Raw genomic sequence first — 25,179 nt, 5'->3', positions numbered from 1 at the left:
GAATCTTCGGCATGGGGATAGTCGCCGGTCTGGACAGCTCTGCTGGTTTCACACGCATCGTCGTCTGCGACGCGGACACGGGAGCCGTACTGCGGCAGGGCCATGCCCCGCATCCCGGCGAGCCGAAGGCCGCCGACGTCGATCCACAGGCCTGGCTGCTCTCGCTCGGTGAGGCGGCGTCCGGCGGGCTCCTCGAAGGCGTCCAGGCCATCGGCGTCTCCGCCCAGCAGCACGGGCTCGTACCGCTCGACGCGCAGGGCGGCCTGGTGCGGCCCGCCATGGTCGGCAACGACAAGCGGGCGCAGGTGGCCGCCGCCGACCTCGTCGAGGCCCTCGGCGGACGGCAGGCCTGGGCCGAGGCCGTCGGGTCGGTCCCGCAGGCCGGTCAGCCCGTCGCCAAGCTGCGCTGGCTGGCCCGCACCGAGCCGGAGAACGCCCAGCGTGTCGCGATGATCCTCCAGCCGCACGACTGGCTGGTCTGGCAGCTGCTCGGGCGGCCCGTGCGGCGCACCACCGACCGCGGCGCCGCGTCGGCGACCGGCTACTGGTCGGCCGGCTCCGGCTCCTACCGCCCCGACCTGGTCGAGCTGGCCCTCGGCCACCAGGCCGTACTGCCGGAGGTCCTCGGCCCCGCCGATGCCGCCGGCACTACCCCCGAGGGGCTGCTGATCTCCGCCGGCACGGGCGAGACGATGGCCGCCGCCTTCGGGCTCGGCCTCGGGCCCGGCGACGCGGTCGTCTCCCTCGGCGCCTCCGGCTCCGTGATGGCGGTGCACCACCAGGCGCTCGCCGACCCGCAGGGCATGATCACCTCCTTCGCCGACGCGACCGGCATGCACCTGCCGGTGGTGCACACCTCCAACGCGGTACGGGCGCTGCGCGGCAGCGCCGAGATGCTGGGCGTGGAGAACCTGGAGGAGCTGTCGGCGCTCGCTCTGAAGTCGACGCCCGGCGCCTCGGGCCTGGTCCTCCTGCCCTACCTGGAGGGCGAGCGGACCCCGCGGCTGCCGCACACCGCCGGCACGCTCAGCGGTCTGCGCCGCGAGTCCATGAAGCCCGAGCACTTCGCGCGGGCCGCCTTCGAGGGCATGCTCTGCTCGCTCGCCGACGCCATGGACGTGCTGCGCGGCCGGGGCGTCGAGGTGCGCCGGGTGTTCCTGCTCGGGGCGGCGGCCGAGCTGCCCGCCGTCCAGGCCCTCGCGCCGGCGGTCTTCGGCGCGCAGGTCGTCGTCCCCCAGCCGGCGGACTACACCGCGCTCGGTGCGGCCCGGCAGGCCGCGTGGGCGCTCGGGGTCTCCCGGGGCACGCTCTCGCCGGCCGCGCCCCCGGCCTGGCAGGGCGCGGCGGCCCAGATCTTCGAGCCCGGCGAGGAACTGGCGGTGGGTCAGGCGGTGCGACAGCAGTACGCGGCGACCCGGGACCAGATCCACCCGGGCGCGTTCGGCTCCTGAACACGCGCCTAAACCAGTCGTAACGTCCGCGGGGCGCGGGCGATAGTAGAACCCGTGCTCATAAGACTTCTCCGAACCCATCTCGGACCGTACAAGAAGCCCATCGCCCTGCTGGTGCTCCTGCAGCTGCTGCAGACCTGCGCCTCCCTCTACCTGCCCACCCTGAACGCCGACATCATCGACAACGGTGTCGTGAACGGGGACACCGGCTACATCCTGCGCTTCGGTGCGCTGATGATCGCGGTCTCCGTGCTGCAGGTCGTCTGCAACGTCGGGGCGGTGTACTACGGGGCACGGACCGCCTCCGCGCTCGGCCGGGACGTGCGCGCCGCTGTCTTCGAGCGGGTGCAGTCCTTCTCGGCCCGGGAGGTCGGCCAGTTCGGCGCGCCCTCGCTGATCACCCGTACGACCAATGACGTCCAGCAGGTGCAGATGCTGGTCCTGATGGCGTTCACCCTGATGGTCTCCGCGCCCATCATGTGTGTCGGCGGCATCATCATGGCGCTGGGGCAGGACGTGCCGCTGTCGGGTGTGCTGCTCGCCGTGGTGCCGGTCCTGGGCATCGCGGTGTCGCTCATCGTGAAGAGGATGCGGCCGCTGTTCCGGACCATGCAGGAGCGGCTCGACACGGTGAACCGGGTGCTGCGCGAGCAGATCACCGGCAACCGGGTGATCCGGGCGTTCGTGAAGGACGACTACGAGCGCGAGCGGTTCAAGGGGTCGAACACCGAGCTGACCGATGTGTCGATGGCGACCGGACGGCTGATGGCGCTGATGTTCCCGACCGTGATGACGGTCGTGAACGTCTCCAGCGTCGCGGTGGTCTGGTTCGGGGCGCATCGCATCGACAGCGGCGGGATGGAGATCGGCGCGCTGACCGCCTTCCTCGCCTATCTGATGCAGATCGTGATGGCCGTGATGATGGCCACCTTCATGTTCATGATGGTGCCGCGCGCCGAGGTGTGCGCCGAGCGCGTCCAGGAGGTCCTCTCCACCGACAGCAGTGTCGTACCGCCCGCGGAGCCGGTGCGCGAGCTGCGGCGGCGGGGGCATCTGGAGGTACGGGGCGCCGACTTCCGCTACCCGGGTGCCGAGGAGTCCGTCCTCAAGGAGATCGAGCTGGTCGCCCGGCCTGGCGAGACGACCGCGATCATCGGCTCGACGGGCAGCGGCAAGTCCACCCTGCTGGGTCTGGTGCCGCGGCTGTTCGACGTGACCGGCGGCGAGGTGCTCGTCGACGGGGTGGACGTGCGCAGGCTCGATCCCGGGCTGATGGCGCGGACGGTCGGGCTCGTCCCGCAGAAGCCGTATCTGTTCTCCGGGACGGTGGCGACGAATCTGCGGTACGGAAATCCCGACGCGACCGACGAGGAGCTGTGGCACGCGCTCGAGGTCGCTCAGGCGGCCTCGTTCGTGAAGAAGCTGGACGCCGGGCTGAACGCGCCGATCGCGCAGGGCGGGACCAATGTGTCCGGCGGACAGCGCCAGCGGCTCGCGATCGCCCGGACGCTGGTGCAGCGGCCTGAGATCTATCTCTTCGACGACTCGTTCTCGGCGCTCGACTACGAGACGGACGCCCTGTTGCGGGCCGCGCTGGCCGAGGAGACGGCGGACGCGACCGTGGTGATCGTCGCCCAGCGGGTGTCGACCATCCGGGAGGCCGACCGGATCGTGGTCCTCGACGAGGGCCGGGTCGTCGGCACCGGACGCCACCACGAACTGATGGCGGGCAATGAGACGTACCGGGAGATCGTGCTCTCCCAGCTGACCGAGGCGGAGGCAGCCTGATGGCCGGTCCTGGCGGACGAATGATGGCCGGCGGCGGCCCCGACCAGCGGTCCATGGACTTCAAGGGGTCCGGCAAACGGCTGCTGAAGGCCCTGGCGCCCGAGCGGGGCGCGCTGTGGCTGATGCTGATCGCCTGTCTGCTCAGCGTGGCGGGCGCGGTGGTCGGGCCGAAGATCCTCGGCAAGGCGACCGACCTGGTCTTCGCGGGCGTGGTAGGACGGCAGATGGCCGACGGCACCACCAAGGCGCAGGCGCTCGACGCGCTGCGGGCCAAGGGCGACCACGGGATGGCCGACATGCTGTCCGGGGTCGACTTCACCCCCGGTCAGGGCATCGACTTCACGGCGGTCGGCCATGTCCTGCTGTGGGCGCTGGCCATCTATGTGGCGGCCGGGCTGCTGATGCTGGTCTCCACCCGGATGTCGATCAAGGTGATCAACCGGACGGTCTACCGGATGCGGGAGGACGTCCAGGCGAAGCTGGCGCGGCTTCCGCTGTCGTACTTCGACAAGGCCAAGCGCGGCGAGGTGCTCAGCCGGGCGACCAACGACATCGACAACATCTCGCAGACGCTCCAGCAGTCGATGGGGCAGCTGATCAACTCGCTGCTCACCATCGTCGGCGTCCTCGCGATGATGTTCTGGATCTCGCCGCTGCTCGCGCTGGTGGCGCTGGTGACCGTGCCGGTGTCGGTCGTCGTGGCGACGCGGATCGGCAAGCGCTCGCAGCCGCACTTCGTGCAGCAGTGGAAGTCCACGGGCAAGCTCAACGCCCATGTGGAGGAGATGTACACCGGTCACGCGCTGGTGAAGGTCTTCGGGCGGCAGGAGGAGTCGGCCGCCGGCTTCCGGGAGCAGAACGAGGCGCTGTACGAGGCCGGGTTCAAGGCGCAGTTCAACAGCGGTGTCATGCAGCCGGTGATGTTCTTCATCTCGAACATCAACTATGTGCTGGTCGCCGTGGTCGGCGGGCTGCGCGTCGCGAGCGGCACGCTGTCGATCGGCGATGTGCAGGCGTTCATCCAGTACTCACGGCAGTTCTCGATGCCGCTGACGCAGGTGGCGTCGATGGCGAACCTGGTCCAGTCGGGGGTCGCCTCGGCGGAGCGGATCTTCGAGCTCCTCGACGCCGAGGAGCAGAAGCCGGACGCCCCGGTGAGCGAGCGAAGCGAGACGGGGGCGCCCCCGGCCGGAGGCTGGGGGAACCCGTCCGAGGTCAAGGGCAAGGTCGCCCTGGAGCGGGTGTCCTTCCGCTACGAGCCGGAGAAGCCGCTCATCGAGGATCTGTCGCTGACGGTGGAGCCGGGCCAGACGGTCGCGATCGTCGGCCCGACGGGCGCGGGCAAGACCACGCTGGTCAACCTGCTGATGCGGTTCTACGAGACGACGGGCGGGCGGATCACGCTCGACGGCGTCGACGTGGCGGAGATGCCGCGCGACGACCTGCGGGCCGCGATCGGCATGGTCCTCCAGGACACCTGGCTGTTCGGCGGGACCATCGCCGACAACATCGCGTACGGCGCGGCCGGGGAGGTCACCCGGGAGCGGATCGAGGAGGCGGCGCGGGCCGCGCACGCCGACCGGTTCATCCGTACGCTGCCCGACGGGTACGACACCGTCCTCGACGACGAGGGCTCGGGCGTCAGCGCGGGTGAGAAGCAGCTGATCACCATCGCGCGGGCGTTCCTGTCCGATCCGGTGATCCTGGTCCTCGACGAGGCGACCAGCTCGGTCGACACCCGTACGGAGGTGCTGATCCAGAAGGCGATGGCGCGTCTGGCGCACGGACGGACGAGCTTCGTCATCGCGCACCGGCTCTCCACCATCCGGGACGCGGACGTGATCCTGGTGATGGAGAACGGCTCGATCGTGGAGCAGGGCACGCACGACGAGCTGTTGACGGCGGGCGGGGCGTACGCCCGGCTGTACGCCGCGCAGTTCGCCCAGGCGGTCGCCGAGGTCGACTGAGGCACATCAGTCGAGGTAACCGCGCAGTTGGTCGGCGAAGGCGTGGTCCCGCAGCTTGTTGAGGGTCTTGGACTCGATCTGGCGGATGCGTTCGCGTGTCACGCCGAAGAGCCGTCCTATCTCCTCCAGGGTGCGGGGCCTGCCGTCGTCGAGGCCGTAACGGAGCTGGACGACCTTGCGTTCGCGCTCGCCGAGGGTGGAGAGGACCGCCTCCAGGTGCTCGCGCAGCAGCAGGAAGGCGGCGGACTCGACGGGGGACGCGGCGTCGCCGTCCTCGATCAGGTCGCCGAGCGCGACGTCGTCCTCCTCGCCCACGGGGGCGTGCAGGGAGACCGGTTCCTGGGCGAGCCGCAGCACTTCGCCGACCCGCTCGGGGGGCAGGTCGAGCTGGGCGGCGACCTCTTCCGCGGTGGGTTCGCAACCGCGCTCCTGGAGCATCCGGCGCTGGACGCGGACGACCCGGTTGATCAGTTCGACGACGTGGACGGGGACGCGGATGGTCCGGGCCTGGTCGGCGAGGGCCCGGGACATCGCCTGGCGGATCCACCAGGTCGCGTACGTCGAGAACTTGAAGCCGCGGGCGTAGTCGAACTTCTCCACGGCCCTGATCAGGCCCAGGTTGCCCTCCTGGACCAGGTCGAGCATGGTCAGACCGCGCCCGACGTACCGCTTGGCGACGGAGACGACCAGGCGCAGATTGGCCTCGATGAGCCGTCGTTTGGCCATCCGGCCCATGACGACGAGCCGGTCCAGATCGAGCGCCAGCTGGGAGTCCAGGTCGGCGGCCGAGGCCAGCCTCTCCTCGGCGAAGAGCCCGGCCTCCACCCGGCGGGCGAGTTCGACCTCCTCGGCGGCGGTGAGCAGCGGGATGCGGCCTATCTCCCGCAGGTACTGGCGGAAGAGGTCGGAGGAGGGCCCGTTCCCTCCGGGATCGGCCCGTCGGGGGATGGGGGACTCGGGCGGCTCGGGGGACTCGTCGACGAAGTCGTCGGGGTCGGCCGCCTCCGGGTGGCCGGCGGCCGGGCGCTGTTCGGGCACGACAGGGGTCGGGGGCAGGGTCCGGGTCTGCACGGGGGCGACCTCCAGGGTGATCGCTGCCGGATCGGGGGCGTGCGGCAGCGGGACGGGGGCGGCCGGGCCGCTGTTCTCCGTCCCGTACACAATGACCGGAACCGCGGGGGTGATCGGCCCATGGTCGATGGACCGGCCGCGCTCCGAGGACTCGGGCACCGGACCCAGTGTGGGGTACGACACATCGCCGCCACGAGGGGCGTGCGGTGACTTTTTGAGTCCGGACGACTACGAAGGGGGACTTCGCCCGATGGACCGGCGGGGCTACGAGCGGCGACGGTCGGAGCGCCGAGGACGTCCGGAGGGGCGCCGCCCGACGACCGGGCGCTGAGCGGGATGCTCTTCGACCCGGCGCTGTGACACGTCGCGTATTACAGCGCCGCGGCTCCGTTGTTCCGCAGCGACTGGCCGTACTGGGTGAGCACCCACAGCTCGTTCTGTACGGCCGCGAGCCGCTCCGGGTCGCCGTTCGCGCCCAGGCGGGCCAGGGTGCCCTGGATGTCGCGGATGCGGCGGTCGACGGCGCGCAGGCGGACCGTGACGAGCTGGTCGCCGGCGTAGTTCTCGTCGACGGTCTTGGCGAAGATCGCCTCGACGGCGAGTTCGGTGACGAGCGCGCGGACGGTGTCGTTGGGCGCGGCCTCGCGGACGGCGGCCAGATAGTCGGCGGGGGCGCCGGTCGCGCCGCCCGCGTCCTGGATGCACTGGCGCACGGCGGCGTAGGGCGGGGCCGTGAACTCGTCGATGCCGTACGCGTCGAAGGCCGGGGAGACCAGTTCGGGGCGCTGGAGGGCCAGCTTGAGCAGCTCGCGCTCGGTGCGGTGGGCGGGGCTGCGCAGATTGAGCGCGGGGCCGGCCTGGGCGGCGGGCGCCTGCATCGGCGGGGCCGCCTGGCGGTTGCGGTCGGCGGGCGCCGGGCCGCGTCCACCGCGGTCGCGCGACCAGCGGGCGATCTGGGCGACGCGCTTGACGACGAACTGGGTGTCGAGGATGCCGAGCATGCCGGCGAGCTGGACGGCGACCTCGTGCTGCGAGGCGATGTTCTTGATCCGGGCGACGATCGGCGCGGCCTCGTCGAGGGCGGCGGCGCGGCCGGCCGGAGTCTCCAGGTCGTAGCGGTTCACGATCTGCCGCAGGGCGAACTCGAAGAGCGGGGTGCGTGGCTCGACGAGTTCGGCGACGGCCTGGTCGCCCTTGGCGAGGCGCAGCTCGCAGGGGTCCATGCCGTCGGGGGCGATGGCGATGTAGGTCTCGGCGGCGAACTTCTGGTCGTCCTCGAAGGCGCGCAGGGCGGCCTTCTGGCCGGCGGCGTCGCCGTCGAAGGTGAAGATCACCCGGGCGGAGCCGTTGTCCATCAGGAGCCGGCGAAGGATCTTGATGTGGTCGCCGCCGAAGGCTGTGCCGCAGGTGGCGATGGCGGTGGTGACGCCGGCGAGGTGGCAGGCCATGACGTCGGTGTAGCCCTCGACGACGACGGCGCGGCTGACCTTGGCGATGTCCTTCTTCGCCAGGTCGATGCCGTAGAGGACCTGGGACTTCTTGTAGATCGGGGTCTCGGGGGTGTTGAGGTACTTGGGGCCGTTGTCGTCGTCGCGCAGCTTGCGCGCGCCGAAGCCGACGACCTCGCCGCCGACGTCCCGGATCGGCCACATGAGCCGGCCGCGGAAGCGGTCGATGGGGCCACGTCGGCCGTCCTGGGAGAGCCCGGAGAGGATCAGCTCCTTGTCGGAGAAGCCCTTGCCGCGCAGGAAGCGGGTGAGGTGGTCCCAGCCGGCCGGGGAGTATCCGACGCCGAAGTGCTCGGCGGCGGCCTGGTCGAAGCCGCGCTCGGCGAGGAACTTGCGGCCGATCTCGGCCTCGGCGCCGCCGAGTTGGTCGGCGTAGAACTGGGCGGCGGCCTTGTGGGCCTCGACGAGGCGGATCCGCTCGCCGCGCTGGTGGCCGGGGTTGTAGCCGCCCTCTTCGTACCGCAGGGTGATGCCCGCCTTGGCGGCGAGGCGCTCGACCGTCTCCGAGAAGGAGAGGTGGTCGATCTTCATCACGAAGGCGATCGTGTCGCCGCCCTCCTGGCAGCCGAAGCAGTGGAACAGGCCCTTGCTGGGGCTGACCTGGAAGGAGGGCGACTTCTCGTCGTGGAAGGGGCAGAGGCCCTTGAGGTTGCCGCCGCCGGCGTTGCGCAGCTGGAGGTACTCGGACACGACGGCGTCGATCGGGACCGCGTCCCGTACCGCCTTCACGTCGTCATCGTTGATCCTGCCTGCCACGCGTGAAGTCTACGGGGGGTCCGGGGGGTCGCCCCCCGGGAAGACACCGCCGGTGTGGGGGAGGCTTTCAGAGCAGACTCTCCAGGGGTACGGAGGGGTCCGCGAGGGCATCGGTGTCCACCGGGGACTGGGCACGGACGAGCCGCTGGACGGCCTCTGTGACGTCCCACACATTCACGTTCATCCCGGCGAGCACCTTGCGGTCCTTGAGCCAGAAGGCGATGAACTGCCGCTTGCCGACGTCGCCGCGCAGGACGACCTGGTCGTACGCCCCGGGCGGCGCCCAGCCCGAGTACTCCATGCCGAGGTCGTACTGGTCGGAGTAGAAGTACGGGACGCGGTCGTAGGAGACCGGCTGCCCGAGCATGGCGCGGGCGGCGGCGGGGCCGCCGTTGAGGGCGTTGGCCCAGTGCTCGACGCGCAGCCGGGTGTGCAGCAGCGGGTGGTGGGCGGCGGCGACGTCGCCGGCCGCGTAGATCTCCGGGTCGGAGGTGCGCAGGGACTCGTCGACGGCGATGCCGCCGCCGTGGGCGCGGTCGACGAGGTTGAGGCCGGCGGTCTCGGCGAGGGCGGTGCGCGGGGCGGCGCCGATGGCGGCGAGGACGGCGTGGGCGGGGTGCTCCTCGCCGTCGTCGGTGCGGACGGCGAGGACCATGCCGTCCTGGCCGACGATCTCGGTGAGCCGGACGCCGAAGTGGAAGCGGACGCCGTGCTCGGCGTGCAGGTCGGCGAAGAGCTGGCCGAGCTCGGGGCCGAGGACGTGGTGGAGCGGGGTGGGTTCGGACTCGACGACGGTGACCTCGGCGCCGTAGCCACGGGCCGCGGCGGCGACCTCCAGACCGATCCAGCCGCCGCCGGCGATCACCAGATGACCGTTGTCGCGGCCGAGGGCGGCCAGGACGTGGCGGAGCCGGTCGGCGTGGGCGAGCCGGCGCAGGTGGTGGACGCCGGCCAGTCCGGTACCGGGGATGTCGAGGCGGCGCGGCTCGGCGCCGGTGGCGAGGAGGAGCCGGTCGTAACGGATGACGGTGCCGTCGCCGAGGCGTACGGTGCGGGCCTCGCGGTCGACGGCGGTGACGGGCTGGCCGAGGTGGAGCTCGATGTCGTTGCGCGCGTACCAGGCGGGCTCGTGGACGAAGACGGTGTCCCGCTCCTCCTTGCCGGTGAGGTAGCCCTTGGAGAGCGGTGGGCGTTCGTAGGGGTGGTCGCGTTCGTCGCCGATGAGGATCACCCGGCCGTTGAACCCCTCGTCGCGGAGAGTCTCCGCCGCCTTGGCCCCGGCGAGTCCTCCGCCGACGATGACGAAGGTCAGATCTGCGTCGACCACGTTGATTCCTCCTCGTTGCGACCGGTTCCACGCTACGCCTCCGGGCGTTCGGCGAGCCGTACCGCCCCGAGCCCCCGAACGAGCGTCCCGCACGCAGGGTGATGGCGGAAGGGGGCGAGGCGGGAGTGTCCGGCCAAGATCCGCCGGGCGCCCTACCGGCCGTGGAGGCGGAGGCGGGCGTGGAGGGTGCGGGCGGAGGCGTCGGTCAGGGAGGAGATCTGGTCGATGATCACCCGCTTGCGCGCGCGGTCGTCGCCCGCGGTGTCGAACAGGGCGCGGAACTGCGGGTCGAGGCCCTCGGGTGCGCGGGCGGTGAGCGCCTCGGCGAGTTCGGCGAGGACGATGCGCTGGTCGGCGCGGAGGACTTCCTGCTCGGCGCGCTGCATGACGTACCGGTCGGCGACGGCCTTGAGGACGGCGCATTCGTTGCGGGTCTCGCGGGGGACGACGAGTTCGGCGTCGTACCGCGTGAGGCGGCCGGTGCCGTACCGCGAGCGGGTGGCGCCCTCGGCGGCGAGACAGAAACGGCCGATCAGCTGGCTGGTGGCGTCCTTGAGGCGGGCCTGCGCGACGGCCGATCCGTCGTACCCGTGCGGCCACCACTCCTGCTCGACCAGGCGGTCGAGGGCGTCGGCGAGCTCCTGCGGGTCGGTGTCGCGCGGTACGTAACGGCCGATGGCGACGGTCCAGATGTCGGCGCGCTCGGGCTCGGAGAAGAGCATGTTCGGGTCGATGTGTCCGGCGTGCAGTCCGTCCTCGAAGTCGTGGACGGAGTAGGCCACGTCGTCGGACCAGTCCATGACCTGGGCCTCGAAGCACTTGCGGTGCTCGGGGGCGCCTTGCCGGGCCCAGTCGAAGACGGGGAGGTCGTCCTCGTACACGCCGAACTTGGGCGAGTGGGGGTCGTCGGGGTGGCCGCCGCGCGGCCAGGGGTACTTGGTGGCGGCGTCCAGGGCGGCGCGGGTGAGGTTGAGGCCGACGCTGACGAGGTCTCCGGTGGCGTCCTGGACGAACCGCTTGGGTTCGATCCGGGTGAGGAGGCGGAGCGACTGGGCGTTGCCCTCGAAGCCGCCGCAGTCCTTGGCGAAGTCGTTGAGGGCCTGCTCGCCGTTGTGTCCGAAGGGCGGGTGGCCCATGTCGTGGGAGAGGCAGGCGGCTTCGACGAGGTCGGGGTCGCAGCCGAGGGCGGCACCGAGTTCGCGGCCGATCTGGGCGCACTCCAGGGAGTGGGTGAGCCGGGTGCGGGGGCTGGCGTCCCAGGCGTGGCCGCGGGTGCCGGGGGTGACGACCTGGGTCTTGCCGGCCAGCCGTCGCAGGGCGCTGGAGTGCAGCACGCGCGCGCGGTCGCGCTGGAAGGCGGTGCGCCCGGGGCGCTTGTCGGGCTCCTCGGCCCAGCGTTCGGTCGCGGTGTCGTCGTAGCCCGGGGTGTCCGTGATGCCTTCCATGCACCGAAGGTAACCGCCGGGACCGACAGACATGCCCTCAAGCGGAGGCGAGTTCCCGTGGGGAGGCGGAGGCGGGCATGGCCAGGGAGCGGTCGTAGCGGTGGAGGATCAGGCGGGCCAGGGCGGGGTGGGCGCCGAGGGGGGCGGCGGCGATCCAGGGGGCGTGGGCGGCGGTGCGGGTGGCGAAGAGGCCGGGGGCGGTGAAGCAGGAGGCGACGGCGATCCGGTGCCGGCCGCGGGCGGCGAGGAGGCGCAGGGCGTCGGGGACGGTGGGGGTGGCGGCGGAGGCGTACGCGGGGACGACGGGCACGTCGCCGAGGCGTTCGCCGAGGAGGGCGGCGGTGCGACGGATGTCGGCGAGGGACTCGGGGTCGCGGGAGCCCGCGGCGGCGAGCACGACGGCGGCGGAGCGCGAGGCGCTGTCCCGCGGGGTCCAGCCGGCCTCGGCGAGCCGGTCCGCGAGGGCCTCGACGAGCAGCGGGTGCGGGCCGAGCGGGGCGGCGATCCGGGTCCGTACGGCGGGCGCGGTGGCAGCGGCGGCGGGCAGGTCGTGCTTGACGTGGTAGCCGCGGCCGAAGAGGAGCGGCACGAGTACGGCGTCCCGGCCGCCCTCCTCGGTGAGAGCGGCGAGGGTGTCGGTGAGGAGCGGGGCGTTCAGCTCGACGTGGGCGAGGCGGACGTCGAGGCCGGGCCGGAGTTCGCGGACCCGGTCGAGCAGCAGGGCGAGGGTGGCGCGCGCCCGGGGGTCGCGGCTGCCGTGGCCGACGGCTATGAGGGTGGGGGCGGTGCCGCTCATGAGCCCGCGCGTTTCGTCGGAGTACTCGTGGGCGGCGTCGGTTCGCCGGCCGGGGCGTCCGGTCGGGCGCATCTGGCTCAGCTGGACGCCGAGCTGCGCCGTGATCCGGCCGAGCAGGTCGGCGGTGCTGTCGAACGTGCTGTCCGGCTCCGTCATGCACCGATCCTGACGGCGGCACGTTGCCTGCCCGTTGCGCGGGCGTCACGAGTGTTTACCGCGCCCTCACCCCGCGCCCCTGTGTCGTGTCAGGCGCCGGTGTCCAGCCAGACGCGCAGCGGGCCGATCTCCTCGAAGCCGACGGAGAGGGCGGGCGCCAGGTCGTCCCCCGATTCGTAGCCGACGGCGGGGACGCCGTCGTCCACCAGCCCCAGGCAGCCGGTCCACACGTCGGCCGGGTCGGTGCCCTCGGCGGCGAAGAGGTTGGAGAGGCCGGTCACGGGGCCGCTGTCGCTGAGCACCGCTCCGCCGACGATCCGGCCGTCCGTGCCGTAACCGGCAACCACGCGCGTCGCCGGGTCGGCGAGCAGCTCGGGGCGGAACAGGGCGGCCTCGTCCGGGGCGTCGCCGCTCCAGGCGGCCGCCCAGGCGGCCAGCTCCTCCGGGGCGCGGACCGGGCGCCACGACGCGATCGGCGGGGGAAGGGGGAGCCCGGCCGGCCGGTGGATCCACCGGGCCTCGAACAGGAGCCGGAAGCCTTCGTCCGCCAGGTCGAGGCGGGCGAAGCTGTCCTTGACCGAGGCGCCGGGGGTGTCGCGGTCGATGCCGTCGAGGACGTCGCGTACCGACGCGTCGGCGGTGAGCGTCACGGCGTCGGGGTAGTACGGCGGGGTGCGGCGGCCGCTGGTCCAGGTCCGCGGGCCGAAGGCCCCGGGCCGGCCGTGGGCACGGCACATCGTCTCGCACCACTCGGCGTTGTTGCGGACGGCTTCGGTGATCATGCGGGGATGGTACGGCCGCCCTCCGAACCACCACCCCTCCTTTTCAGACCTTCCATAGTGCGGAATATATTTTCCACTATGAGAAGGTCTTCCTCCGCTCTCCCGACGCTCCCCCGGCGCGTGGTCGCCGAACTCGTCGGCACCGCCGCCCTGGTGGCCGTCATCATCGGGTCCGGCATCCGCGCCGGTGATCTGAGCCAGGACATCGGCGTGCGCCTGCTCGCCAACTCGCTCGCCTCCGCCATCGGGCTCGGGCTGCTCATCACACTCTTCGGCCCCCTGTCCGGCGGCCATCTCAACCCGGTCGTCACCCTCTCCGACTGGTGGTCCCGCCGGGGCGAGGACGGCGCCCCGGGCGTCCGCGAGGTCGGCCTCTACCTCGCCGCCCAGCTCGCGGGGGCCGTCACCGGCGCCCTGCTGGCCGAGGCGATGTTCGGGCGGACGCCGGGGGCCTGGTCCACCCAGGCGCGGTCGGAACCGCACCTCCTGCTCGGCGAGACCGTCGCCACCATGGGGCTCGTCCTGCTCATCGAGGGCCTGCGCCGCGCGGGCCGCGCCACGTTCGCCCCCGTCGCCGTCGCCGGATACATCCTGGCGGCGATCTGGTTCACCTCCTCGGGCTCCTTCGCCAACCCCGCGGCCACCGTCGGCCGCGCCTTCTCCGACTCCTTCACCGGCATCGCCCCCGGCTCGCTGCCCGGCTTCATCGGCGCGCAGCTCCTCGGCACCCTGCTCGGCATCGCCCTCGCGGCCGCGCTCCACGGCCCCGGGCACGGGCCCGGGCGCCGCCCCGGCGAACCGAACGGTCCCGTTCTGCGTCGAACACGTCGAACGGGGTGACGGGGCGGGCGAGATCCACGGAGGTTGGTCCATGCGAGGTGTACGGGTGCGGGTGCGGTTCCCCGCCCGGTCGACGCGGGTGTACGCCCGGATGATCCGGGTGTGCGCCCGGCTGGTCCGGTTCCTCGCCCGGCTGGGCGGAGCCGTCCGGCTCCCCCGCGCCACCCGGGCCCGCCGCCGGACCGCCCAGGCCGTCATGCTCGGCGCCGTCCTCGCGCTCGCCCCGGCCACCTGGACGCACGCCGTCGCCGACAGCCGGCTCCGTACCACCGCCGACGTGCCCGCGCGGGACGTCGCCGTCGTCTTCGGCGCCGGCCTGTGGAAGGGCCGCCCCACGCCGTACCTCGCGCACCGGCTCGACACCGCCGCCGAGCTCCACCGCTCGGGCAAGGTGAAGGTCGTCCTCGTCACCGGCGACAACAGCCGGGCCGAATACGACGAGCCGGACGCCATGCGCGCGTACCTCACCGCACGCGGGGTGCCGGACGACCGGATCGTCAGCGACTACGCCGGCTTCGACACCTGGGACTCGTGCGTCCGCGCCAAGAAGATCTTCGGCGTCGACCGGGCCGTCCTCGTCACCCAGGACTTCCACGTCGAACGGGCCGTGGCCCTCTGCGGAGCGGCCGGCGTCGAGTCGTACGGCGTCGGGGTCGCCGAACCCCACGACGCCACCTGGTACTACGGCGGCGCCCGGGAGCTGTTCGCGGCCGGCAAGGCGGCCCTGGACGCCGCGCTGCGCCCCGACCCGCGCTTCCTCGGCGACCGGGAGCCGGGCGTGACGGAGGCGCTGGCCTCGGCGCGGTAGCCCTCACCCCGGGGCGGGCCGCCGGCTGAGCACGATGCACCGTTCCCGTAATCCGGCGCGACCCCGGCCGTAACACGCCCGTCGCACGCTCTGGTACATGTCCGAGGCTGTCACCACCCCCACGCACTGCCCCTACTGCGCCCTCCAGTGCGGTATGTCGCTGAGCCCCAAGGCGGGCTCCGTGGAGGTGGTCGACCGCACCGACTTCCCCGTCAACCGGGGCGCGCTCTGCGGCAAGGGCCGCACCGCCCCGGCCGTACTCTCCTCCCGGGTCAGGCTGACCGAGCCCCTGGTCCGATGCCCTGACACGGGTGCTCTGAAGCCCGCCACCTGGGAGGAGGCACTCTCCGCCGTCGCCGACGGCCTGCGCCGAACCCGCGCCGACCACGGTGCCGATGCCGTGGGGGTCTTCGGCGGCGGCGGCCTCACCAACGAGAAGGCGTACGCCCTGGGCAAGTTCGCCCGGCTCGTCCTCGCCACCTCACAGATCGACTACAACGGCCGCTTCTGCATGTCGTCGGCCGCGGCCGCGCACCACAGGGCGTTCGGGCTCGACCGGGGCCTGCCCTTCCCCCTGGAGGACATCCCGCGCACCGGCTGTGTGATCCTCGTCGGCTCCAACCTCGCCGAGACCATGCCGCCCGCGCTGCGCTACCTCACCGAGCTGAAGGAGAACGGCGGGAAACTGATCGTCGTCGATCCGCGCCGCACCCGGACCGCCGAGCACGCCGATCTCCATCTCGCGCCGCGCCCCGGCACCGACCTGGCACTCGCGCTCGGGCTGCTCCACCTGGTCGTGGCCGAGGGCCGCACGGACGAGGAGTTCATCCGGGAACGCACCGAGGGGTGGGAGGCGGCGCGGGCCGGGGCGATGTCCCACTGGCCCGAGCTGGTGGAGCGGATCACCGGGGTGCCGGTGCCGCTGCTCCGGGACGCGATGCGGATGTTCTGCGACGCCGAGACCGGCATGGTGCTCACGGCGCGCGGCCCCGAGCAGCAGTCCAAGGGCACCGACACGGTCGGCGCGTGGATCAACCTCTGCCTGGCGACCGGGCGGGCCGGCCGGCCGCTGAGCGGGTACGGCTGTCTCACCGGACAGGGCAACGGCCAGGGCGGCCGCGAGCACGGCCAGAAGGCCGACCAGCTCCCGGGCTACCGCAAGCTGGACGACCCCGCCGCCCGGGCGCATGTGGCGAAGGTGTGGGGGGTGGCGCCGGAGTCGCTGCCGGGTCCGGGCCGCAGCGCGTACGAACTCCTCGACGCGCTCGGGCGGGATGTGAGGTCCCTGCTGCTCATGGGCTCCAACCCGGTCGTCTCCGCACCGCGCGCCGCGCATGTCGAGGAGCGGCTGCGCTCGCTCGACTTCCTGGCCGTCGCGGACGTGGTCCTGTCCGAGACCGCCGAACTGGCCGACGTGGTGCTGCCCGTCACCCAGTGGGCGGAGGAGACCGGCACCACGACCAACCTGGAGGGCAGGGTGCTGCTGCGGCAGCGGGCGCTCACCCCGCCGCCGGGGGTCCGCAGCGATCTGGAGGTGCTGCACTCCCTCGCCGGGCTGCTCGGCTGGGAGAAGGGCTTCCCGACCGACCCGGAGGAGGTCTTCGGCGAGCTCCGCCGTGCCTCGGCCGGCGGCCCCGCGGACTACTCGGGCATCAGCTACCGGCGCATCCGCGAGGAGAACGGCGTCTTCTGGCCGTGCCCGGAGGTCGTGGAGCCGTCCGAGGCCGCGGCGGAGCTCGCCGACGGCGGGCCGGCCGCCCCGGCCGACGTGGCCCGCGTGGCCGGCGTCCACCCCGGGACGCCCCGGCTCTTTCTCGACCGGTTCGCCACGCCCGACGGGCGGGCGCGGTTCGTCGGCGTCGTGCACCGGGAGGCGGCCGAGGAGACCGACGCCGAGTATCCGATCGTGCTGACGACCGGGCGGGTCGTCTCGCAGTACCAGTCGGGGGCGCAGACCCGGCGGGTCGACGAGCTGAACGCGGCCGCGCCCGGCTCGTTCGTGGAGCTCCATCCTCGGCTCGCCGACCGGCTGGGGGTGGCCGACGGCGAGCGGGTCGCAGTGGTCTCGCGGCGCGGCCGGTCGGTGGTGCCCGCGCGGATCACCGCGACCATCCGTCCGGACACCGTGTTCATGCCCTTCCACTGGCCGGGCGAGGGACGGGCCAACACGCTCACCAATCCCGCCCTCGACCCCATCTCGCGGATGCCGGAGTTCAAGGTGTGCGCGGTGCGCCTGGAGTCGGTGGAACCGACCGGCTGAACCAGTCGCCACCGGTGACGGGCGGCCCCAGCGGGACCCCCGGCGCGGCGAAGTAGACCCAGGCCCGTACGGCGGCCCCGTCCCGGACCCGGAGCACCTCCCGCTCCACCCGCTCGTACAGGTTGCGCGGATGGCCGGGCCCCCGGTACTCCTCCAGCAGGTCGAGTACGGCGAGCAGTTCTCCGTACGCGCCGGGCGCGGCGGTCACCAGGTCGCCCGCGATCCCGGCCGCCGTGCCGGCCACGGTCCGGCCCTCGGCCGGTACGGCGTACGGATAGCCGGGGCCGTCGTACAGCAGCGCGCCGGCGAGCCGGGCGGGTTCCTCGGCGACCGTGCGGCCGAGGAGGAACCGGTCGTGGTTGTACGCGCCCGGGCGCAGGGTGCCGTACACGAAGAACGGCAGCTCCCGCGCCGCGGTGCTCACGGCGCGACCGTCTCGGCCGCGAGCCACGCGAGGTAGCCGGCGGAGCCGCGGACGACGGGGGTGGCGATGATCTCCGGGGTGTCGTAGTCGTGCGCGGCCAGGAGGTGGGCCTCGAGGGCCGCGTAGGCGGCCTCCGTCGTCTTGAAGACGACCTGCCACTCCTCGCTCGTCTCGATCGCCTGCTGCCAGTGGTAGACGGAGGTCACCGGACCGGAGATCTGGGCGCAGGCGGCGAGCCGTGCCTCGACGGCGCCGCGGGCGAGCGCCTCGGCCTTGTCGGCGCTGTCGGTGGTGGTGAGTACGGTGAGTGCGAGGGTCACGCCCCTCACCGTACCCACCCGCGCGCCGGCCCCGCCCCCGTCAGGCCGCGGGCGCGAACTGGTCTGCGTACAGCCGGGCGTAGGCCCCGCCCGTCGCCAGCAGCTCGTCGTGCGTGCCCTGTTCGGCGATCGAGCCGTTCTCCATCACCAGGATCACGTCCGCGTCGCGGATGGTGGAGAGCCGGTGCGCGATGACGAAGCTCGTCCTGCCCCGGCGCAGGGAGGACATCGCCCGCTGGATGAGGACCTCCGTGCGGGTGTCGACGGAGCTGGTCGCCTCGTCGAGGACCAGGATCACCGGGTCGGACAGGAACGCCCGGGCGATCGTGATGAGCTGCTTCTCGCCGGCGCTGAGACCGGCGCCGTCCTCGTCGAGGACCGTGTCGTAACCGTCGGGCAGCGTGCGGATGAACCGGTCGGCATGGGTGGCCATGGCGGCCTCGACGATCCGTTCGCGGGAGACGTCCCCGGGAACTCCGTAGGCGATGTTGTCGGCGATGGTCCCGCCGAACAGCCAGGTGTCCTGGAGGACCATGCCGATCCCGGCCCGCAGGTCGTCGCGCGACATCTCCGCCACGTCGACGCCGTCGAGAGCGATCCGCCCGCCCGTCGTCTCGTAGAACCGCATCAGCAGGTTGACCAGAGTGGTCTTGCCCGCGCCCGTCGGGCCGACGATCGCGACCGTCTGGCCCGGCTCCACCGTCAGCGACAGATCCTCGATGAGCGGCTTCTCCGGCTCGTAGCGGAAGGCCGCCTTCTCGAAGGAGACCCGGCCGGTGACCTGCTCGGGGCGCCGGGACACGGCCGGGCCGGGTGACTCCTCCTCCGCGTCGAGGAGGTCGAAGACGCGCTCGGCGGAGGCGACGCCGGACTGGAGCAGGTTGGCCATGGCCGCGACCTGGGTGACCGGTCCGTTGAAGTCGTACGAGTACTGGATGAACGCCTGGACGTCACCGATCGTCAGCGTGCCGGAGGCCACCCGCAGTCCGCCGACGACCGCGATCAGGACGTAGTTGAGGTTGCCGACGAACGTGAGGGCCGGCTGGATGAAGCCGGACATGAACTGGGCGCGGAAGCTCGCCGCGTACAGCTCGTCGCCGAGCTCGTCGAAGCGGGCCACGGCCTCCTCGCGCCGCCCGAAGGCGACGACCTCGGCGTGGCCGGTGAACATCTCCTCGACATGGCTGTTGAGGCGGCCGGTGACGGCCCACTGCCGGACGAACTGCGGCTGGGCCCGCTTGCCGATCCGGGCCGCCACGAAGACGGACAGCGGCACGGTCGCCAGCGCGACGAGGGCGAGCAGCGGCGAGATCCAGAACATCATCACCAGCACGCCGACGAGGGTGAGCAGCGCCCGGATCATCTGGCTGAACGCCTGCTGGAGGGTCTGGGTGATGTTGTCGATGTCGTTGGTGGTGCGGCTGAGGACCTCGCCGCGCGGCTGCCTGTCGAAGTACGACAGGGGCAGCCGGGCGAGCTTGCCCTGGGCGCGCTCGCGCAGCCGGTGGCCGGCCCGCTGGACGACGGTCGTCGCGAGCCGCTGCTGCAGCCAGTTCAGCGCGGCGGAGCAGGCGACGAGCGCGAAGGCGAGGGCCAGGGCCGTGGCGACCGCGGGGAAGTCGACGCCGGCCGGGCTTCCGGCGCCGGAGACGACGAGGTCGGTGGCGTGTCCGAGGATCCTGGGGCTGAGGACGGCGAGACCGACGGCTGCCGTGGCGGCGGCGAGCACGGCGAGCAGCCGGGGGCGTTCGGGTGCCATGGTGCGCAGCAGCCGCAAGCCGGAGGAGCGGAAGTCCAGCGACCGTTCGAGGGCGGGGGTGCTCAAGCCGGGCCCGCGCTGCGGGACGGCGGGGCCTCGGCGTTCGGGGGCGCGCCGTTCCTTGCCGTGCCCCTCCTTCCGGCGTGCGTCGCTCATGCCGCTTCCTCCTCGGTGAGCTGGGAGAGGACGATCTCCCGGTAGGTGGGGTTGTCGCGCATGAGTTCCTCGTGGGTGCCGCTGCCGACGGCGCGGCCCTGGTCGAGGACGACGATCCGGTCGGCGCCGCGGATGGTGGAGACGCGCTGGGCGACGATGACGACGGTCGCCTCCGCCGTCTCCCGTGCGAGTGCCTCCCTGAGCCGTGCGTCGGTGGTGTGGTCGAGGGCGGAGAAGGAGTCGTCGAAGAGATAGACCCGGGGGCGGGCGACGAGGACCCGGGCGATCGCGAGGCGCTGGCGCTGTCCGCCGGAGAGGTTGGTGCCGCCCTGCGCGACCGGTGCGTCGAGTCCTTCCGGGAGCGCGCGGACGAAGTCGGCGGCCTGGGCGACCTCCAGGGCGTGCCACAGCTCCGCGTCGCTCGCCTCGGGCTTTCCGTACCGCAGATTGCTCGCCACCGTGCCGGAGAAGAGGTACGGCTTCTGCGGGACGAGGCCGACGGTGCGGGCGAGCAGGGTCCGGTCCATGGTGCGTACGTCGACGCCGCCGACGCGGACCTCGCCGCCGGTCGCGTCGAAGAGGCGCGGTACGAGGCCGAGGAGGGTGGTCTTGCCGCTGCCGGTGGAGCCGATGAGGGCGGTGGTGCGGCCGGGGAGGGCGGTGAGATCCACCCCGCGCAGGACGGGTTCCTCGGCGCCGGGGTAGCCGAAGTCGGCGCCGACGATGTCGAGCCGGCCGGGGCCGTGCAGTGCGCGGACGGGCGCGAGGGGCGGGGCGACGGAGGGCCGGGTGTCGAGGATCTCCTGGATGCGTTCGGCGCTGACCTCGGCGCGGGGCATGTGCATCAGCAGGAAGAGCACCATCATCACCGACATGAAGATCTGGAGCAGGTAGCCGAGGAACGCGATCAGCGAACCGGCCTGCAGAGCGCCGGAGTCGAGCCGGTGGGCGCCGACCCAGATGATGCCGACGGTGGCCAGCTCCCAGATGATCAGGACGATCGGGAACATCAGGGCCTGGAGGCGGCCGGAGCGCAGTCCGACCTCGAACAGTTCGTCGTTGGCGGCCGCGAACCGGCGCTGCTCGTGCCGGTCGCGGACGAAGGCGCGGACGACCCGGATGCCGGTGATCTGTTCGCGCATCACCCGGTTGACCCGGTCGACACGCTCCTGCATGCCGCGGAAGAGAGGGCGCATCCGCAGGACGACCGTGCCGACGGCGCCGCCGATCAGCGGGACGAAGAGCAGCAGGAGCAGGGCGAGCGGGATGTCCTGTTCGAAGGCCATGACGATGCCGCCGACGCACATCAGGGGCGCGGCCACGAGCATCGTCAGGACGAGGACGGCGAACGTCTGCACCTGCTGGACGTCGTTGGTGGTGCGGGTGATCAGGGAGGCGGTGCCGAAGCGGCTCATCTCCCGCGCGGAGAAGTCCTGGACACGGCGGAAGGCGGTGGCGCGCAGGTCGCGGCCGATCCCCATGGCGATCCTGGCGCCGAAGTAGGTGGCCGCCGCCGCGGCGGCCGCCTGGAGGAGGGTGACGGCGACCATCAGGCCGCCGCCGGACAGGACGTGTGCGGTGTCGCCGCGCAGCACGCCGTTGTCGATGACGTCGGCGTTGAGGGTGGGCAGGGTGAGGGAGGCGAGGGACTGCAGGAGCTGGAGGAGGACGACCAGGACGAGGATGCGCCGGTGGGGCCGCAGCCGGCCGGCGACGAGTCTCAGGAGCATGGGTCCGGTTCCCCCTCAACCCGCGTAGGCGCGGACGGCCTTGGCGTCGCGCAGAGCCCGTGCCCACCAGGCGATCTGGTCGAGCATCGTCTTGGCGGCGGCGTCGGGCCCGGTGGGGTCCTTGTGACCGCCGTCCTCCTCGAACTGGCCGTGCGCGTGGGGGAAGGCGACGGTGTCGCGGACGGTCACGGCGTGCAGCTCGGCGTAGACCTGGCGCAGGTGCTCGACCGCTCGCAGACCGCCGGAGATCCCTCCGTAGGAGACGAAGCCGACGGGCTTGGCCTGCCATTCGGTGAAGTGCCAGTCGATGAGGCTCTTGAGGGAGGCGGGGAAGGAGTGGTTGTACTCGGGGGTGAGGACGACGAAGGCGTCGGCGGCGGCCAGGACCGGGGAGACCTTGGCGAGTTCGGCGCGGACGGCGGCGTCGGGGCGGTAGGAGAGGGAGGTGGGCAGGTCGATCTCGGCCAGGTCGACGACGTCGACGGTGAAGTCCTCGCGCCCGGCGGCCTGGGCGAGGAACCAGTCGGCGATGACGGGGCCGAACCGGCCCTCGCGGTTGGAGGCGACGATGACGGCGAGCCTCAGCGGCGCGGAGGCACCGGCGGCGACGGGGTACGTGGAATTCGCGGCGTTCTTGATGTCCATGCCGGTGATCGTGGTACCTCAACTTTACTTGAGGTCAAGCGCGGATTCCGGGACGCGCCCCGGGCATACGGTGGAGCCATGACGACGGCACCGCTCCATGTGGAGATCGACGGCTCCCCCGCCCCCGACCCCGAGCTGCTCGCCACCCTGATGGGCGGTTACGGCCACTTCACCGCGATGCAGGTACGCGACGGGCGGGTGCGGGGCCTCGGCCTCCATCTCGACCGGCTCGACCGCTCGACCCACGAGCTCTTCGGCACGGGGATCGACGCCGGGCGCCTCCGGGTCCTGCTCACCGGCGCCCTGGAGGCGGCGGGACGGCGGGACGCGGCGGTCCGCGTGTATGTGTACGCGGGCGTACGCGTCGTCGTCACCGTCCGGGAGCCGGCCTCGATGCCCGCCGCACCGCAGAGCCTGAAGTCCGTCGAGTACTGGCGCCCGGCCGCCCACATCAAGCACGTGGGCGGCTTCGGCCAGAGCTACCACGGCGACGCGGCCCGGCGCGCCGGCTTCGACGAGGCCCTGCTGACCTCTTCCCACGGCGAGATCGCGGAGGGCGCGGTCACCAACATCGCCTTCTGGGACGGCACTTCGGTGGTCTGGCCGTCGGCCCCGTGTCTGACCGGGGTCACGATGGCCCTGCTGGAACCGCGTCTGCCGTCCGCGAGGCGCCCGGTGACCCTGGCGAGCCTGCGGGACTTCCGCGCGGCCTTCGTGACGAACTCGCGCGGGATCGCGCCGGTGGAGCGGATCGACGAGGTCCGGTTCGAGGTGGACGAGGAGCTGATGGGGCGGGTGTACGCGGCGTACGCGTCGGCACCCTGGGAGCCGCTGGAGGCGGGGCGGTCCGGCGGACCGGGGTCACCCGTTTGGCACGAGTCGTCGACTGACGCCTCGTAAACAGCTCTGACCTGCGTAAACGGTGGCGATGCAAGGCGACACACCGCACCGGACGGCGTAATTCTGACTTTCCATCAGCAGGCGCGTGGCGCGCCACGGCTCTTACCTCGGTCCTAGAGACGGCTCGGAACGGCCGCTCGGAAGACCGCTCGCGCGCCACGGAGGACCCATGCGCAACCCTGCCCGCCCGCTCACCGCAACCGCGCTGTCGGTCGTCGCGTTCGGCGCTCTCGCCGCACCGGCGGCGTACGCCGGGGACTTCCACACCCTGGAGGTCTATCCGTCCTCCGCGACACCGGGCACGACCATCACCGTCAACACCCTCGCCTGCGGCTCCAAGGGGCACGGCATCGGCGACGCCCAGTCCCTCGGCGCGGGCGAGTTCCAGCTGAACCCGAGCACGCACAAGGAGGTCGTGGTCGGGCAGTTCACGGTCCCGCACCATGCCAAGCCTGGCACCTACGGCATCAGCGTCGCCTGCGACAACGGCAAGACGGCTCGCGGCCACCTCGTCGTCAAGCACCGGAGCCCGAGCGGGCACGTGAAGACCGGTGTCGGGGGCAGCGTCGGCCCCGACACCGCCCAGATCACGGCGGGCGCGGCGGTGCTGGCCGCGGCTGCCGTCGGCGGTACGTGGCTCCTGCGTCGTCGGGCGAGCGGCACGTAGGCCGCTAGGACAGGCCCCAGGGCCCCGGCGAGGTCGGCCGGACTTCCCCTAGCCGTACCGCACGTCCTGCCCCCGCCGCGCGCCCGCATACGGCCCGGCGGGGGCAGGGCCACATCCTCGTACCCCGGAGAAGGAGCCGCGTGAGCAACAAGAGCAAGGGCTGGGGCATAGCGGTCGCCGCGTGCGTCGGCATCTGGCTCGTCCAGAACGGCTCGGAGAACGTCACCCCGCCCGTCCCCTCCGCCGCCCAGGCGTTCGCCGCCGGACCCAACGCGCACACCGACGCCGCCGCCGATCCGCTGCCGCCCTCGGCGCCGGTCCGGCTGCGGATCCCCGAGATCGACGTGGACGCCCCGATGATGCGGCTCGGCCTGGACGCGGGCGGTTCGCTCGACGTGCCGCCGGCGAGCGACCGCAACATCGCCGGCTGGTTCGAGGGCGGCACCCCGCCCGGCGCCAAGGGCACCGCGATCGTCGCCGGCCATGTCGACAACGCGCAGGGGCCCGCCGTCTTCTACGCGCTCGGCGCGCTCAAGAAGGGGAACAGGATCGAGGTGGACCGCCAGGACGGCCGTACCGCGGTCTTCACGATCGACGCCGTCGAGGTCTACGACAACAAGGACTTCCCGGACGAGAAGGTCTACGGGGAGCGGGACCGGGCCGAGCTGCGGGTGATCACCTGCGGCGGCGGGTTCTCCGCGAAGTCCGGCTACCAGGGGAACGTGGTGGCCTTCGGCCATCTCATCGGCGTACGCGAGGCGTCCTCATGACCACTGGTCGAAGGCGAGCTTCGCGACCAGCGAGAAGACGACGAACAGCAGTACCCCGCGCACGAACTCGGCGCCCTTGCGGAGCGCCATCCGCGCCCCGATCATGCCGCCCGCCAGATTGAAGACGGCCATGATCGCGGCCAGCTGCCACAGCACGGTGCCCTGGTAGGCGAACATCGCGAGCGCGCCCGCGTTGGTGCAGACGTTGACGATCTTGGCGGTGGCGGAGGCCGTCACCAGGTCGAGATGGAGGACGGCGGTGAGCGCGAGGACCAGGAAGGTGCCGGTCCCCGGGCCGAACAGGCCGTCGTAGAAGCCGATGCCTCCGCCGACGAGCACGATCGCGGCGACGATCCTGGCCCGGCCGACGGGCGCCTTGTTCTCGCCCTGGGTGCCGAAGGACGGCCGCAGCATCACGAACGCGGCCACGCCGAGCAGCACGACCATGATCACCGGGCGCAGGACGTCGCTGCTGATCCCGGCGGCGAAGAAGGCCCCGCCCATCGACCCGGCGAGCGCCGCGAGCCCGATCCGTACCGCCGTCGCCACCTTCACCGGCGCCTTGCGCACGTAGGTGACGGCGGCGCCGGACGTGCCGACGATCGCGACGGCCTTGTTGGTCCCGAGGATGTGGGCGGCCGGGACCTGCGGAAGCCCGAGCAGCAGCGCGGGCAGCAGAAGCAGCCCTCCTCCGCCGACCACGGCATCGATCCAGCCGGCCACGAGAGCGGCCGCACAGAGCAGGACGAGAGTGGTCAGGGATATGTCAGGCATGCCCGTGAGCCTAGGGAGGCGATGGTTGTGCCGTCCATCGATCCCTGGAGTGCTGAGCTACATCTGAGGTTGCGCTCCG

Annotated in this window: 21 protein-coding genes; 9 read left to right on the top strand and 12 right to left on the bottom strand. The window is 72.4% G+C overall.

Going from position 1 to position 25,179, the window contains the following annotated elements:
• The first annotated feature begins 11 nt into the window (after positions 1-11).
• Genes ABZY12_RS09315 through ABZY12_RS09305 form a run of 3 tightly spaced genes read left to right on the top strand, consistent with a single transcriptional unit; the run spans position 12 to position 5,206 of the window.
• The gene (locus tag ABZY12_RS09315) at positions 12-1,451 is read left to right on the top strand and encodes an FGGY family carbohydrate kinase (protein WP_356888679.1); all 1,440 of its coding nucleotides are present in this window, start codon (positions 12-14) and stop codon (positions 1,449-1,451) included.
• A 54-nt stretch (positions 1,452-1,505) separates the two neighbouring features.
• A complete protein-coding gene (locus ABZY12_RS09310; RefSeq protein ID WP_356888678.1) occupies positions 1,506-3,239 on the top strand; it encodes an ABC transporter ATP-binding protein in 1,734 nt (577 codons plus the stop codon).
• The gene (locus ABZY12_RS09305; protein ID WP_356888677.1) at positions 3,239-5,206 is read left to right on the top strand and encodes an ABC transporter ATP-binding protein; all 1,968 of its coding nucleotides are present in this window, start codon (positions 3,239-3,241) and stop codon (positions 5,204-5,206) included. The genes ABZY12_RS09310 and ABZY12_RS09305 overlap by 1 nt, the downstream gene beginning before the upstream one ends.
• Positions 5,207-5,212: 6 nt before the next feature.
• Here ABZY12_RS09305 and ABZY12_RS09300 read toward each other — a convergent pair whose 3' ends face one another.
• The 6 genes from ABZY12_RS09300 to ABZY12_RS09275 form a co-directional block, all read right to left on the bottom strand.
• Positions 5,213-6,436, bottom strand: a complete 1,224-nt coding sequence (locus tag ABZY12_RS09300) for an RNA polymerase sigma factor (RefSeq protein ID WP_356888676.1) — start codon at positions 6,434-6,436, stop codon at positions 5,213-5,215.
• A gap of 212 nt (positions 6,437-6,648) precedes the next feature.
• Positions 6,649-8,541: a DNA primase gene (dnaG, locus tag ABZY12_RS09295; protein ID WP_356888675.1), complete on the bottom strand. Its 1,893-nt coding sequence runs from the start codon at positions 8,539-8,541 to the stop codon at positions 6,649-6,651.
• Between the two features lie 67 nt (positions 8,542-8,608).
• Complete coding sequence (locus ABZY12_RS09290; protein ID WP_356888674.1) at positions 8,609-9,868, bottom strand: FAD-dependent oxidoreductase; 1,260 nt, start codon at positions 9,866-9,868, stop codon at positions 8,609-8,611.
• A gap of 152 nt (positions 9,869-10,020) precedes the next feature.
• Positions 10,021-11,313, bottom strand: a complete 1,293-nt coding sequence (locus tag ABZY12_RS09285) for a deoxyguanosinetriphosphate triphosphohydrolase (protein ID WP_356888673.1) — start codon at positions 11,311-11,313, stop codon at positions 10,021-10,023.
• A 37-nt stretch (positions 11,314-11,350) separates the two neighbouring features.
• Positions 11,351-12,265, bottom strand: a complete 915-nt coding sequence (locus tag ABZY12_RS09280) for a sirohydrochlorin chelatase (protein WP_356888672.1) — start codon at positions 12,263-12,265, stop codon at positions 11,351-11,353.
• An 89-nt stretch (positions 12,266-12,354) separates the two neighbouring features.
• On the bottom strand, positions 12,355-13,047 hold the full coding sequence (locus ABZY12_RS09275) for a hypothetical protein (RefSeq protein ID WP_356888671.1): 693 nt from the start codon (positions 13,045-13,047) through the stop codon (positions 12,355-12,357).
• Between the two features lie 78 nt (positions 13,048-13,125).
• On the opposite strand from ABZY12_RS09275, the gene ABZY12_RS09270 reads away from it, so the two are divergent.
• From ABZY12_RS09270 to ABZY12_RS09260, 3 genes are all read left to right on the top strand, one after another.
• Positions 13,126-13,887, top strand: a complete 762-nt coding sequence (locus ABZY12_RS09270; protein WP_356888670.1) for an aquaporin — start codon at positions 13,126-13,128, stop codon at positions 13,885-13,887.
• A gap of 91 nt (positions 13,888-13,978) precedes the next feature.
• Entirely contained in the window at positions 13,979-14,695 is a 717-nt protein-coding gene (locus tag ABZY12_RS09265) for an ElyC/SanA/YdcF family protein (protein WP_356888823.1), read from the top strand.
• A gap of 97 nt (positions 14,696-14,792) precedes the next feature.
• Positions 14,793-16,955: a molybdopterin oxidoreductase family protein gene (locus tag ABZY12_RS09260; RefSeq protein ID WP_356888669.1), complete on the top strand. Its 2,163-nt coding sequence runs from the start codon at positions 14,793-14,795 to the stop codon at positions 16,953-16,955.
• Here ABZY12_RS09260 and ABZY12_RS09255 read toward each other — a convergent pair.
• The 5 genes from ABZY12_RS09255 to ABZY12_RS09235 are packed head-to-tail and all read right to left on the bottom strand — an operon-like array spanning position 16,909 to position 21,989.
• A complete protein-coding gene (locus ABZY12_RS09255) occupies positions 16,909-17,379 on the bottom strand; it encodes a gamma-glutamylcyclotransferase family protein (protein WP_356888668.1) in 471 nt (156 codons plus the stop codon). The genes ABZY12_RS09260 and ABZY12_RS09255 overlap by 47 nt on opposite strands.
• Positions 17,376-17,699: a divalent-cation tolerance protein CutA gene (gene cutA, locus ABZY12_RS09250; RefSeq protein WP_356888667.1), complete on the bottom strand. Its 324-nt coding sequence runs from the start codon at positions 17,697-17,699 to the stop codon at positions 17,376-17,378. Before cutA ends, ABZY12_RS09255 begins: the two co-directional genes overlap by 4 nt.
• Positions 17,700-17,739: 40 nt before the next feature.
• Positions 17,740-19,614 (bottom strand): ABC transporter ATP-binding protein, encoded by a 1,875-nt coding sequence (locus tag ABZY12_RS09245; RefSeq protein ID WP_356888666.1) that lies wholly within the window; start codon positions 19,612-19,614, stop codon positions 17,740-17,742.
• Positions 19,611-21,344 (bottom strand): ABC transporter ATP-binding protein, encoded by a 1,734-nt coding sequence (locus ABZY12_RS09240; protein WP_356888665.1) that lies wholly within the window; start codon positions 21,342-21,344, stop codon positions 19,611-19,613. The genes ABZY12_RS09245 and ABZY12_RS09240 overlap by 4 nt, the downstream gene beginning before the upstream one ends.
• Positions 21,345-21,359: 15 nt before the next feature.
• On the bottom strand, positions 21,360-21,989 hold the full coding sequence (locus tag ABZY12_RS09235; RefSeq protein ID WP_356888664.1) for an NAD(P)H-dependent oxidoreductase: 630 nt from the start codon (positions 21,987-21,989) through the stop codon (positions 21,360-21,362).
• A 78-nt stretch (positions 21,990-22,067) separates the two neighbouring features.
• Between ABZY12_RS09235 and ABZY12_RS09230 the strand changes: the two genes are divergently transcribed.
• The 3 genes from ABZY12_RS09230 (at position 22,068) to ABZY12_RS09220 (ending at position 24,326) form a co-directional block, all read left to right on the top strand.
• Positions 22,068-22,889, top strand: coding sequence for an aminotransferase class IV (locus ABZY12_RS09230; RefSeq protein ID WP_356888663.1), 822 nt, complete (start codon positions 22,068-22,070; stop codon positions 22,887-22,889).
• Positions 22,890-23,058: 169 nt separating this feature from the next.
• On the top strand, positions 23,059-23,556 hold the full coding sequence (locus tag ABZY12_RS09225) for a hypothetical protein (RefSeq protein ID WP_356888662.1): 498 nt from the start codon (positions 23,059-23,061) through the stop codon (positions 23,554-23,556).
• Positions 23,557-23,696: 140 nt separating this feature from the next.
• Positions 23,697-24,326 carry a class F sortase gene (locus ABZY12_RS09220; RefSeq protein ID WP_356888661.1) on the top strand — a complete coding sequence of 210 codons (630 nt, stop codon included), beginning with the start codon at positions 23,697-23,699 and terminating at the stop codon, positions 24,324-24,326.
• Here ABZY12_RS09220 and ABZY12_RS09215 read toward each other — a convergent pair.
• Positions 24,321-25,100, bottom strand: coding sequence for a TSUP family transporter (locus ABZY12_RS09215; RefSeq protein ID WP_356888660.1), 780 nt, complete (start codon positions 25,098-25,100; stop codon positions 24,321-24,323). The two genes, ABZY12_RS09220 and ABZY12_RS09215, sit on opposite strands and share 6 nt — an antisense overlap.
• Positions 25,101-25,179 lie beyond the last annotated feature (79 nt).

It is taken from the genome of Streptomyces sp. NPDC006551 (assembly GCF_040611675.1).
Taxonomy (GTDB): Bacteria; Actinomycetota; Actinomycetes; order Streptomycetales; family Streptomycetaceae; genus Streptomyces.
This window is presented reverse-complemented; position numbering and strand designations above follow the sequence as displayed.

What these genes read in the sequence shown, in the direction of transcription:
- ABZY12_RS09280 (WP_356888672.1), bottom strand. Translation starts at nt 12,265, where the DNA reads ATGACGGAGCCGGACAGCACGTTCGACAGCACCGCCGACCTGCTCGGC.
- ABZY12_RS09260 (WP_356888669.1), top strand. Translation starts at nt 14,793, where the DNA reads ATGTCCGAGGCTGTCACCACCCCCACGCACTGCCCCTACTGCGCCCTC.
- ABZY12_RS09230 (WP_356888663.1), top strand. Translation starts at nt 22,068, where the DNA reads ATGACGACGGCACCGCTCCATGTGGAGATCGACGGCTCCCCCGCCCCC.
- ABZY12_RS09215 (WP_356888660.1), bottom strand. Translation starts at nt 25,100, where the DNA reads ATGCCTGACATATCCCTGACCACTCTCGTCCTGCTCTGTGCGGCCGCT.
- ABZY12_RS09265 (WP_356888823.1), top strand. Translation starts at nt 13,979, where the DNA reads ATGATCCGGGTGTGCGCCCGGCTGGTCCGGTTCCTCGCCCGGCTGGGC.
- ABZY12_RS09235 (WP_356888664.1), bottom strand. Translation starts at nt 21,989, where the DNA reads ATGGACATCAAGAACGCCGCGAATTCCACGTACCCCGTCGCCGCCGGT.
- ABZY12_RS09270 (WP_356888670.1), top strand. Translation starts at nt 13,126, where the DNA reads ATGAGAAGGTCTTCCTCCGCTCTCCCGACGCTCCCCCGGCGCGTGGTC.
- ABZY12_RS09275 (WP_356888671.1), bottom strand. Translation starts at nt 13,047, where the DNA reads ATGATCACCGAAGCCGTCCGCAACAACGCCGAGTGGTGCGAGACGATG.
- ABZY12_RS09240 (WP_356888665.1), bottom strand. Translation starts at nt 21,344, where the DNA reads ATGCTCCTGAGACTCGTCGCCGGCCGGCTGCGGCCCCACCGGCGCATC.
- ABZY12_RS09315 (WP_356888679.1), top strand. Translation starts at nt 12, where the DNA reads ATGGGGATAGTCGCCGGTCTGGACAGCTCTGCTGGTTTCACACGCATC.
- ABZY12_RS09225 (WP_356888662.1), top strand. Translation starts at nt 23,059, where the DNA reads ATGCGCAACCCTGCCCGCCCGCTCACCGCAACCGCGCTGTCGGTCGTC.
- ABZY12_RS09305 (WP_356888677.1), top strand. Translation starts at nt 3,239, where the DNA reads ATGGCCGGTCCTGGCGGACGAATGATGGCCGGCGGCGGCCCCGACCAG.
- ABZY12_RS09245 (WP_356888666.1), bottom strand. Translation starts at nt 19,614, where the DNA reads ATGAGCGACGCACGCCGGAAGGAGGGGCACGGCAAGGAACGGCGCGCC.
- ABZY12_RS09285 (WP_356888673.1), bottom strand. Translation starts at nt 11,313, where the DNA reads ATGGAAGGCATCACGGACACCCCGGGCTACGACGACACCGCGACCGAA.